This is a genomic window from uncultured Fluviicola sp. (assembly GCF_902168135.1).
In the GTDB taxonomy this organism is placed as follows: domain Bacteria; phylum Bacteroidota; class Bacteroidia; order Flavobacteriales_D; family Crocinitomicaceae; genus Fluviicola.
The window spans coordinates 1-11,868 of record NZ_CABHOL010000035.1 but is presented as its reverse complement, the minus strand read 5'-3'; the positions used below and the strand labels follow the sequence as shown (position 1 = coordinate 11,868).

General features: G+C 40.7%; 6 protein-coding genes. 2 read left to right on the top strand and 4 right to left on the bottom strand.

The annotated features are described in order from the left end of the window. Positions 1-810: 810 nt before the first annotated feature. Complete coding sequence (locus QZT69_RS13115; protein ID WP_294674895.1) at positions 811-1,521, bottom strand: DUF4062 domain-containing protein; 711 nt, start codon at positions 1,519-1,521, stop codon at positions 811-813. 183 nt (positions 1,522-1,704) lie between these two features. Further along, positions 1,705-3,675 (bottom strand): tetratricopeptide repeat protein, encoded by a 1,971-nt coding sequence (locus tag QZT69_RS13110; RefSeq protein WP_294674893.1) that lies wholly within the window; start codon positions 3,673-3,675, stop codon positions 1,705-1,707. A gap of 113 nt (positions 3,676-3,788) precedes the next feature. Between QZT69_RS13110 and QZT69_RS13105 the strand changes: the two genes are divergently transcribed. Next, positions 3,789-4,241 carry a hotdog domain-containing protein gene (locus QZT69_RS13105; RefSeq protein ID WP_294674891.1) on the top strand — a complete coding sequence of 151 codons (453 nt, stop codon included), beginning with the start codon at positions 3,789-3,791 and terminating at the stop codon, positions 4,239-4,241. Between the two features lie 59 nt (positions 4,242-4,300). Here QZT69_RS13105 and QZT69_RS13100 read toward each other — a convergent pair whose 3' ends face one another. Both QZT69_RS13100 and QZT69_RS13095 read right to left on the bottom strand, forming a co-directional pair. Then, positions 4,301-5,053: a LytTR family DNA-binding domain-containing protein gene (locus QZT69_RS13100; protein ID WP_294674888.1), complete on the bottom strand. Its 753-nt coding sequence runs from the start codon at positions 5,051-5,053 to the stop codon at positions 4,301-4,303. After that, positions 5,050-7,911: a histidine kinase gene (locus tag QZT69_RS13095; RefSeq protein WP_294674886.1), complete on the bottom strand. Its 2,862-nt coding sequence runs from the start codon at positions 7,909-7,911 to the stop codon at positions 5,050-5,052. Before QZT69_RS13095 ends, QZT69_RS13100 begins: the two co-directional genes overlap by 4 nt. A 317-nt stretch (positions 7,912-8,228) precedes the next feature. Here QZT69_RS13095 and QZT69_RS13090 point away from each other — a divergent pair, with 317 nt between their 5' ends. Next, on the top strand, positions 8,229-11,609 hold the full coding sequence (locus QZT69_RS13090) for a methylmalonyl-CoA mutase family protein (RefSeq protein ID WP_294674884.1): 3,381 nt from the start codon (positions 8,229-8,231) through the stop codon (positions 11,607-11,609). Positions 11,610-11,868: the final 259 nt, after the last annotated feature.

Genomic DNA, 11,868 nt, shown 5'->3' with positions numbered 1-11,868 from the left:
TTTTTTTTTTCAAGCAGAAGACGGCATACGAGATCTAGTACGGTCTCGTGGGCTCGGAGATGTGTATAAGAGACAGTTGCTGCGGTTTTTGATGAAAACCGCAGCAATATATTAAAATAAAATTAAAAATTATATTTTAATATATTGCTGCGATTTTTGATGAAAACCGCAGCAGCAATATTGTTAAAACATATATAAAAGGGTGACAAAGCTAGCTTAGGGTTTTATTCCTCTTTTCCCTACAAATCCCACGCCTCTCTCAACTCCTCTCACTCCACGCCTCTCTCAACTCCTTCTCTTCCTCTCACCCTTTAGATCTCACGCCTCTTTCCTCTCACTCCTCTCATCATCCCCTCAAAAATCGTCGGCTCGTTCGTTGCTTCTCATCCTCTCACCCTTTCGCCGGCTCGTTCGTTGTTCTTCGAGATCTACGTTGTTTCTTCGAGATCTTTGTTGTTCTTCGCGCACTTTTCGCCGGCTGGAGCGTCGCCTCTCATCAAGACCGCCGGCTCGTTCTATGTTCTTCGCCATTTTCGGTGATTTCATTTCTTCGCGCAAACTCTTCACTCTCTTTGTTCGTTGTCGTAGATCAGATTCTCTCTAAGATAATCGCAAGTCGAAGAAGGCCACAAGTTGAAGCAGCGTCGGTCAGTCCTAGAAACGGCGATTTTTTTAATTTTTTTCAGATTTGTATGTTTGTAGATTATTTTGTTTTATGATTTTTCTTTATCTTTTAATATATTTTTTGTTTGTAGATCTGTTAGTAAACTGTTTGTTTTCCTTTTTTTTTGTTTGTTTGGTGAGATTTGTTCATCTGTTCCTAAATTTTTTATTGTAGGATTTAGCCTCAGGACGATAGTTCCCGTATTTCAGTAAATAATTTAGTTCAATTTCAGTATCTCCTTGAGCAAATTTTTCGCTTCCATCAGGAGCTTTAGTTCTTACTTCGCTAAGTTTATTTTGCAGAGTCTCAATTTCCTTTTTTAATTTTAAGATTTCGACATTAGCCTCAGAACTTGAAATTACATTTCCTCTTATCCAACCGATACCTGGAAATTTTCTCTGAAGATTAATTAAACTCCTGCTTACAACGCTTCCTAATTCTTGTGGAGTTGTCCAATATTTACACATTTTCTGCTGTACAAGAAGTTTAAATGCCTCTAACTTTTCTTGACCGTCTGGTGTCTTCTCGGTATTCTTCTTGGGAATTGATTCTGGGTCTTTATGTAAAAAAGCTATGACTGGTTTTCCAGTTTCTAAAGCATATCGATATTCCATTTCTGTATAACTAATGCCTTCTGCCCCAAGTGAGCCATATCGACCTCCAATAATTACAATATAATAATCGCAATCATCAATTACTCCTCTAATCAAACTCCACTGATCTTCATTAGATGCGGGAAATAATTCCATTCCGGCAGGAATACAATCTAATTCCAAAAGTGCATGCATAATTTCCTGCCTTTCTTCTAAAAGATCTGTATAAGTTGAACTTACAAATACTTGATATTTTTTTTCCATTGATTAGGAAGATTTGTTAAAAATATTCAGATTTCAAATGGTACTGACTAAATCAATTTATCTGAATAGGGTTAATAAACTAGTAGATCATCATTATAAAAATAGGATTTATTATGGTAGAAGCGATAATTGTTGTCTTGACTCAAATCTAATAATTCGTAATTCGTAATTGGGAATTCGGAATTACTCAATCTCAATTCCCATAATACAAACATCATCGATCTGCTCCAAATCACCTTTCCAGTTGAAGAAAGTCGTTCTCAAAATGTCGATCTGACGGTTGATCTTTTCGTTGGAAATCTGGACCAGCAGGTTTTTCAGGTTTTTGGCTTTGAATTTCTTGGAGTCCGGTCCGCCAAACTGATCTGCATAACCATCTGTGATGAGGTAAATGCGGTCGCCTTTTCGTAATTCAACGGAGTGGGTTGTAAAAGGCTTCATGTCAAAATGTTTCCCGATCGGCTGTTTGTTCGGTTTGATCTCCAGCATATCCTGGCTTTCTTTTTTCCAGATCCAAAGCGGATTGTTGGCCCCGGCCCAGGTGATCTCATTGGTGCTTTTGTTCCAGGTACAGAGGGAAATATCCATCCCGTCGGAAATTTCAATGTCTTCCTCCTCTTTCGAGAGTTCATCCACAATGAGTTCCCTTGTTTTGTCTAAGATGGATCCCGGATCTCTTAATCCGAATTCTTTTACGGAACGATTTAAGGCATTGTGGCAGACAACGCTCATCATGGCTCCAGGAACTCCGTGTCCGGTGCAGTCGGCAACAGCAAAAATGATGGAGTCATCGGTTTCTTCCAGCCAGTAAAAATCTCCGGCAACAATGTCTTTCGGTTCGTAAAGGACAAAATGCTCGGGAAGAACTTTTGCACGCAATTGCGAAGAAGGAAGAATGGCCGTTTGAATGCGCTTGGCATAAGTGATAGAGTCCAGGATCTCGTGATTTTTCTCCTCGACCTGCCGGTTTTTCTCTTCGATAATCACTTTTTGCTTTTTTGCTTCGTTCCATCGGCGGTAAAGGACCAGCGAAAATGCAAGAACAAGGATTCCGACAATGGCAATGGCCCAGTTGATGATCAGGGCTTGTTCCTGTTTCTTTTTATTCTCTAAAGCGGTTGCAAGCTGATTCAAACGCTGTGTTTCGCGTTCTTTATCGAACTTGTAGTTCATTTCTTCCTGGGTCTGCTTGCGGATATTATCTTCGTTGGCCAGTTCTTTTTCTACCTGGTTGAATAGATGGAGGTACTCAAAGGCAGATTTAAAATCTCCGCGTTTGTCACCCAGTTCGGAAAGTGATTGGTAAACTGATTTCAGAATTTCTTTCGCTCCCAGTTTTTTAGCGGCAGCCATGGATTCGTTCAGGTATTTTTCTGCTTCGGTCAATTTTCCACTTTTCACCGCCAAAACACCCAGGTTTAGCTTGGAGGTCGCCACACCCAAATGTTGATGCAGCCTCTGACGCAGTTCCAATGATTTGAGCTGATAATATTCCGACTTTTTGAAATCTTTTTTCTGTTGGTAGCAAACACCCAGGTTATTGTAATCATCTGCAAGTCCCACACTGTCTTTTAATTCCAGATCAATGGCTAAGGCTTCGTGGTAATAATGAATGGCTTTTTCATATTTTTCCTGGTTCATAAACACGATAGCCATGTTGTTTACAGAAGCAGAAATTCCTCTCTGAAATTTCAGCTGGCGGCGTATTTTGAGTGATTTTTGGTGATACCAAAGTGCTTTTTCGTATTGTTCCTCATTGTTATAGATCAATCCGATATTGCTGAGGATGTAAGCTTCGTTATTTTTGTCCTTGATCCGTTCAGCCACGCGCAGTGCTTTGAAGAAATGTGCCAGGGCTTGCGAATAGTTTCCTTTGTAATCGTATGCAATCCCAATGTTGTTATCCATAAGACTGGCAATGGAGTCCTGTTTGTATTTATGTGCGAGTTTCAGGGATTCTTTTCCATAGCTGATCGCTTTGTCATAGTCGCCATAATACCAGCCATTAGCAATGCATTCATTGAGCAGCAGTAATTTTTTCCGGATGTTCTTTTCGGATTTCCCCAGCTTGTAAATAGAATCAGTACTGCCTGTTTGTCCCCGGGAAGGAACAAAAAACAATAACAAAGCAATAGTGAGCAAGGAATTTTTCACAACACAATAATACATAATATAGTCATAAGCTTTGTTAAAGGAAATAAAACATTTCGTGTGTTTTGATTATTCCTAAATGATCTCTTGTTACTTTTGTGCCAGTTTTGAGCGTAATGGAAATGGAATTGATCACCACATATATTTGTAAGGATTTTGATATAGGCATTCACAACAACATGTTTGGTGGTAAGCTAATGTCATTAATTGATGACGCTGCCGGTTCTTTTGCCTCTCAGATCTGCGATTCTCCCAACATGGTTACGATCAAAGTGGATGAATTGGTTTTTAAGAAAGCGGTGAAATCCGGTGCGATCCTGAAAGTCTACGGAAAAGTGATCCGCTTCGGGAATTCGTCCATCGAATTGTATATGGAAATCCGCAAACACAATGTGTATACCGGAAACCAGGACCTGGTGACACATACCAACATGACATTTGTGCGGATTGACGAAGAAGGGAAATCGCTTCCAATTGCCGATTACGTTAAAAAACGGCACGCACTTCGTATCGAGAAATACGGAAAAGCACTTTTACTGCCAACCGAAGAGGGTTTTTCTGCGGAATAGGAAATGGTTCAAATGTTCAAATTGAACTCATTAAACACGTTAAACCTTTTGAACTTTTCTTAGGATTTTGATTTCAGGTAAGCTTCTACCTGCTGAAGCACCTCTCGTTTTTTTCTCCGGGGAAGAAATACTTCAAAGTCATTGGTTTTTAGTCCGATATATCCTGATCCGCCCTGGTCGCAGCTGACAATATCATCCAGGTTGATAATAACCGATTGGCTCGCCCGGATGAAGTAGGGGATGTCCTGGCACTCACTTTCCAGAGAACTGAGAGATTTGGATAGCAGGTATGATTCTCCGTTCTTACAGAAAATAGTGGTGTACCCTCCCGATTGTCCGACCATGTATGCAACGCTTGAACAGTTAACGTAGAACGTCTTTTTGTTCTTAATTACCGCAATTTTGGAACGGTCGTCCCATTGTTTTTGCATCGAATGAAGCAATTCCTTTTCAGAGATCCGTTTTTTTGCTTTTTCAATGGCGGAACAAAAGCGGTCTTTATCAATAGGTTTCAATACGTAATCAATGACAGAGTGCTCGAATGCCTGCAGGGCAAATTGTTCGAACCCGGTTACAAGAATGACTTCAAAAGTGCGTTTTTGGAGTTGGTTCAACAAATCAAAACCGGTACTGTCGGGCATCAGAATGTCTAAAAACAACAAATCGGTGTTTTCCTGGATCTGCCTGCTTTCCAAAAAAGTATTCAAATTGTCGGATTCACCGATGACAGTAATCTCCGGGTAGTATTTCTGGATCAGGATTTGAAGGACTTCCCGGTTTGCTTGTTCGTCGTCTATCAGATATGCTTTCATACGTGTTTGAATAGGTATAGTTGGGGGGTGAAACTAAAAATCACGTTTGTACCGTTACCTGAACTGATGATTTCTATGTGGGCTACTTTGTTTTGAAATTGTTGATTGAGGGTATCGATCCGTTCGGTGATGAGTATATTGCCCTTTGATAAATGTTCTTCACTTTTGTTGGAAGTGTTAAATCCGAGTCCGTTATCACGGATCTGAACGACCAATTCCTGGTTCTCATTCAGCTGGAATGAAATAAGAAGTTCCGGATCTTTTTCCTGGAATTTCAAGCCGTGCCAAATCGCATTTTCAAGGATGGGCTGAAGAAGTAGGGAAGGAAACTGAAATTTTTCCAGTTGATTATCTGATAGGTGAATTTCTTTTTGAATGTTGAAACGGTTCCGAAAGCGTAACAATTCCAGTTCCAGGTAAGCATCGATGAGTTCCAATTCCTGTTTGAGAGATATGAATTGCGTTTCACTGTAATAGAGGATTTTACGCATCAGGAAACTGAATTTTGCCAGGTATTGCGCAGCCTTGTCATTATCGCCTTTTAGGATCAATGCTTGAATAGCTGCCAGTCCGTTGCTTAAGAAATGGGGATTTACCTGTGCTTTAACAGCCAGCAATTTATATTCATTGAGTTTGCTCTCCAATTCAGAACGCTGAGCACTTCTTCTTTTTCGACTCAGGTTCACGGATAACAGTACTGAAAAAATAAGAGAACCCGCCAGTATAATTGTTCCAATATAAAAAATAGTACTTTCCCAGAAGGTTTTCTCTATTCTGAAACGGTATCTTTTCGGCTGTTCGAAATGGATCTTGCCGTTGATGACAGGATAAACTTCAAGCGTATAATTGCCGCTTTTTAAGGCGTCAAAATTGATTTGTGTTCCTTTGATGACCTGGTCAATGGTGTTTTCACCTTTTGATATCAGCTTGTAGTAAATATCTAATCGATCAGTACCGAATTTCAGAATATCAAAATCCAGGGAGATCGAACTGTTCGGAGCAATTTGAGCAGGTAAATGTTTTTTTTTTGCATTCCCTATTCCAACGCGATTTAAAATAATGGTTATTTGCTCCTTTTTGTAATCTTCCAATTCGGTAATGATCAGGTCTTTATCGTTAGATATTAACAAACTGTTTTGCAGCACAAAAACGCTTTGGGTTTCACCCTTGAAAGCATTGATCCATTCGTTCAGTTTCCATTGATTCAGATTGCGGATAAAAACTCCGTCATTTCCCTGTATGATGAGGTGATTTTTATAAACCCAACCTCTCATAACAGAAACGCTCGGTGGATCAATCCGTTTTACCAGGGTGTTTGCCTTGAAAAAATAAATTCCGTGGTAACGGGAAAAAACAACCAGTTCACCGGCGGCAGTCTTTTCTATAGATCTTACTGCATATTCCTTTTTAAAAAAAGAGGTACGTGCATGTTTATTCGTTTTTAAATTGAAATAGAACAGGCCAATATCAGTTCCAAGAAGAATGATTGAATCATTTAAACGGTTGTGACATCTTAAGTGTTTAATAGTGTATCCTTTTGAAGAGAAATAATATTGTTGAAAAGACTTTGAGCTCCAATCCTTCCAGGTTACCTTGCGGATACATTGTCGTTGAATCGGGTATAAATTGTTTTTATCAACGATTAAACCGAAGTAGTAGCATCTGGGATCAGTAAGCTTTCTTACCAGTTGAAAATTTCGGTTGTAACAATAAATTCCGTTGGTGGAAGTAAACAACAGATTCCGGTTGATTGCATTGATTTCCCAAATGGCATTCGGGATGCCTATACTTTCGGAATATCCCAAAGAGTCAATATGGGTCATTTTAGTTAACCGATGATGATCGTATTGGTAAATCTCCCCCTTTGTAGTGCCCAGGAGATGAAAGGGATGAATCCGTGCTGCTGAGGAAACAGAGATGTTTTTATAAATCTGGTTGTGGATATTGGAGCATATGAACACCCCTTTTCGGTTAAATGAAATGGCAATTCCTCCTGATTTCAATGGTGCGACCCCTGCAACGAGGTCGCCTTTAAAGTGATGTTGTAAAAGGTTTCCCTCTGCATCCAATTCAAGTAGGCCGTTATACGTACAAAGCCAAATCCGGTTATAGAAATATTCCATGAAAAGGATTCCACTTAAGTTCGTATGGGTGATGTGGTTTCCTCTTTTTTTGAATAATATGGAATTAATTAGCAGATAGTCGGTTTTTCCAACTGTAACCTGATCTTCCCGGGTGTCAGGTAACCCTTTACTAACGAATTTAAACTTTTGACCGGAGTTTTTAAACTGAATGCCTATGTTGTTGTTGGTTTTAAAATTATAATCTCCGTGGGTATACTTTCTAAACGGGAATTCCCATTCCGGATGATAAACAAATTTTAATCGCTGATTGCCCGGGTTAGATTCGTGATAGTAGGTATGGATTTTTTTAGATTGAAAAGAGTATTTCAGATAAGCCTGGTGATTGAGAATATACAATCCGCTTTTTGCCCAATGCAGTTTAATAAAGATGATGTTATTGGAAGTGTCGCATACTTTTTCAGGTCCTATTCTGATCGCTTTATTACCTTGAAGTTTCAGAATCTGGAATTTGGAGTTAAGCAGGTAGATATTTCCTTTCGGATCTTTTTCAAAATCATAAATAACACGTTCCTCAATGGGGAGGTTCATGCAAATAGGGATGCATTTTTCTCCGTCGTATTTTACAGGACCGTATTGGGTACTGATAAGCAAATATCCCTTCTCGTCGCAAATGATATCGTAACATTCCCTGGAAAGTAATCCTTGCTGGTGATCAAGATACTCTCCATACAATTCCTGTCCATTTACCCATGGAGCAAGGAACAGCAACAACACAAGAAAACAACTGAATTTCACTTTGCAAGATTACTAAAAAAGAGACGATAATCACTTTTATCGCCTCTGACTAATGTTTTGATTTAGGTAGTTATGAGTTGAGAGTGAATGAAGTTTTCCGGTTCAGGAATAAGTGTGTCAGAATGATGGTACAAATAGAGTACTTTCAATCGGATCATTCCGACCATTTAATGGAAGAAATGACCATTTGATGAATTATTGGTTGTTATGAGTTGTTGGTGATATTTTTTTCAACAGCCGTGTCATACTCTGATTTTGGCTTATCTTTGAGGCGTTATAAAATAAAAAACGATTACATGGAGCAACAAGCACCCTACAAATCCAAAAATAACATCCGAATTGTTACAGCAGCATCGCTGTTTGACGGACATGACGCGGCGATCAATATCATGCGCCGTATTATCCAGTCGACAGGTTGTGAGGTAATCCACCTGGGACACGATCGTTCTGTAGAAGAAGTGGTTGATACTGCAATCCAGGAAGATGCGCAGGCTATTGCAATGACTTCTTACCAGGGTGGACACACCGAGTACTTTAAGTACATGTATGATTTGTTGAAGGAAAAAGGTGCTCCGCATATCAAGATCTTCGGTGGAGGAGGAGGAACGATCCTGCTTTCCGAAATTGAAGAACTGCAAAATTATGGAATCACGCGTTTGTACCATCCGGATGACGGGCGTGCACTTGGATTACAGGGAATGATCAACGATTTGGTGGAACGTTCCGATTACCCGGTTGGAGATGTTCTGAACGGTGAAATAAACCATTTGGCTGAAAAACACGTTCCGTCCATTGCCCGTTTGATTTCTGCTGCGGAAAATTACCCGGAAATGGCTGCACCGGTCATGAAGCAGGTTCACGAAATGGCTGCTAAGAATGACGTTCCTGTTTTAGGGATCACCGGTACAGGTGGTGCCGGGAAATCTTCGTTGGTAGATGAATTGGTACGCCGGTTTTTGATGGATTTTACAGATAAGCAGATTGCAGTTGTTTCGGTTGATCCGTCAAAAAGAAAAACCGGAGGAGCATTGTTGGGAGACCGGATCCGCATGAATGCGATCAAAAACAGCCGTGTTTATATGCGTTCTCTGGCAACCCGCCAGTCAAACCTGGCTTTGTCCAAGCATGTTGCTGAAGCGATCCAGATTTTAAAAGCAGCAAATTACGACCTGATCATTTTGGAAACTTCCGGTATCGGGCAGTCAGATACAGAGATCTTAGATCACTCAGATGTTTCTTTATACGTAATGACTCCGGAATATGGAGCGGCTACACAGCTGGAAAAAATCGACATGTTGGATTTCGCGGATGTGATAGCATTGAATAAATTCGATAAAAGAGGAGCTTTGGATGCTTTGAGAGATGTCCGCAAGCAATTCCAGCGCAACCACAATTTGTGGGATAAACCGGTAGATGAAATGCCTGTTTTCGGTACGATCGCTTCTCAGTTCAACGATCCCGGAATGAATACCCTGTATAAGGTAATCATGGACAAGGTGAAAGAGAAAACGAATGCACCTTTGGATTCGAAATTCGAGATCACCAGGGAAATGTCTGAAAAGATCTTCGTTATTCCACCGGATAGAACGCGATATTTGTCTGAGATCTCAGAGAACAACCGCAATTTTGACAAGTGGGTGAACAAGCAGGTAGATGTGGCTGATAAATTGTACGGTTTGCAGCGTTCTATCGAGACACTTCAGGCTAGTTCCATGGACGACAAAGACCGTTTGGTGAAAGGTGTCCAGGAAGCATTTGAAACAGTGAAACGTGACCTGGATCCGCATAACTGGCAGATCCTGGAGGCTTGGGAATCGAAAAAAGCTTCATATGCCGCACCTGAATTTATTTTCAAAGTACGCGATAAAGAATTGAGAATGGCTACGCATACGGAATCCTTGTCTCATACACAGGTTCCGAAAGTCGCACTTCCGAAATTCAAATCCTGGGGAGATATTCTGCGTTGGTCACTGCAGGAAAATGTTCCGGGAGAATTCCCTTATACGTCCGGATTATTCCCTTTCAAAAGAGAAGGAGAAGATCCGACCCGTATGTTTGCCGGTGAGGGTGGACCTGAAAGAACGAACCGCCGCTTCCATTACGTGAGTTTGGGAATGCCTGCAAAACGCTTGTCTACGGCATTTGACTCGGTTACTCTATACGGAAACGATCCGGATTTGAGACCGGATATTTACGGGAAAGTAGGAAATTCAGGGGTTTCGATCTGTTGTTTGGACGATGCGAAGAAATTGTATTCGGGATTTGATTTATCACATCCGGCTACTTCAGTTTCCATGACCATCAACGGGCCGGCTCCAATGCTCCTTGGATTTTTCATGAATGCGGCGATTGACCAGAATTGTGAGAAATACATCAAGGCTAACGGGCTGGAAAAAGAAGTAGAAGCAAAAATTGCAGCCATTTATAAAGCAAAAGGAGTTGAAAGACCGAAATACCAGGGAGCACTTCCGGAAGGAAATGACGGGTTAGGTTTGATGCTTTTGGGAGTGACCGGTGACCAGGTGCTTCCGGCAGACATATACGCAGAAATTAAAACGGAGACTTTAAAGCAGGTTCGAGGAACAGTGCAGGCAGATATTTTGAAAGAGGACCAGGCGCAAAATACCTGTATCTTCTCTACGGAATTCGCATTGCGCTTAATGGGTGACGTACAGCAATATTTTATCGAAAAGCAGGTGCGTAATTTCTATTCGGTTTCTATTTCCGGATACCACATTGCGGAAGCGGGTGCAAATCCGATTACGCAGCTGGCATTTACTCTGGCTAACGGATTCACCTATGTGGAATACTACCTGAGTCGTGGAATGGATATCAATGCATTCGGACCCAACTTATCTTTCTTCTTCTCTAATGGAATTGATCCTGAATACGCCGTTATAGGTCGTGTCGCAAGAAGAATTTGGGCAAAAGCACTGGCAAAGAAATACGGAGCAAATGCACGTGCACAGATGTTGAAATACCACATTCAAACCTCCGGGCGCTCACTACACGCACAGGAAATTGATTTCAATGATATCCGTACAACCTTACAGGCTTTGTATGCGATTTATGATAACTGTAATTCTTTACATACAAACGCATATGATGAGGCAATTACCACTCCGACAGAGGAATCAGTGCGAAGAGCGATGGCTATCCAGCTGATCATTAACCGTGAACTTGGATTGGCGAAAAATGAGAATCCGCTTCAGGGTTCATTCATCATTGAAGAACTGACCGATTTGGTGGAAGAAGCAGTATTGTCCGAGTTTGACCGCATTACAGAGCGTGGCGGAGTATTGGGCGCAATGGAAACGATGTACCAGCGTTCAAAAATCCAGGAGGAATCTTTGTATTACGAAACCTTGAAGCACAACGGAGATTTCCCGATTATCGGAGTAAATACCTTCTTAAGTTCAAAAGGTTCGCCTACGGTTGAACCGAAAGAGGTCATTCGGGCTTCTGAAGAAGAAAAGCAGTACCAGATTACCATGCTGAATGCTTTGCACGAGAGTCATAAAGATAAACTGGAAGCTATGCTGAGTGAACTGCAGCGCACGGCGATCCAGAACAAGAATATCTTCGAGCAATTAATGGAAGTGTGTAAATACGCTTCACTGGGACAGATCACAAAATCCCTGTTTGAGGTGGGAGGGCAGTACAGACGAAATATGTAGTTTGTTGAATCAAATTGTTCCGGGAGCCCTTCTTTTTAAGAAGGGCTTTTTGTCTAAAAAAACTGTCTTTACAACGGTTAATAATGTTATAACAGTTGTTTCATTTTTCCTTTTTTGTGAATGATTAAGATTTATTGAATTTTAACGAGAATTTATAAAGCTCTGTCGACTATTCGTGTACAAATGTTAAATTTTTGTTTCTCCTTCGTGTTAAATTTAGCAACAACATTGTTGATTTTTTTTATAAATATCGTTTGAT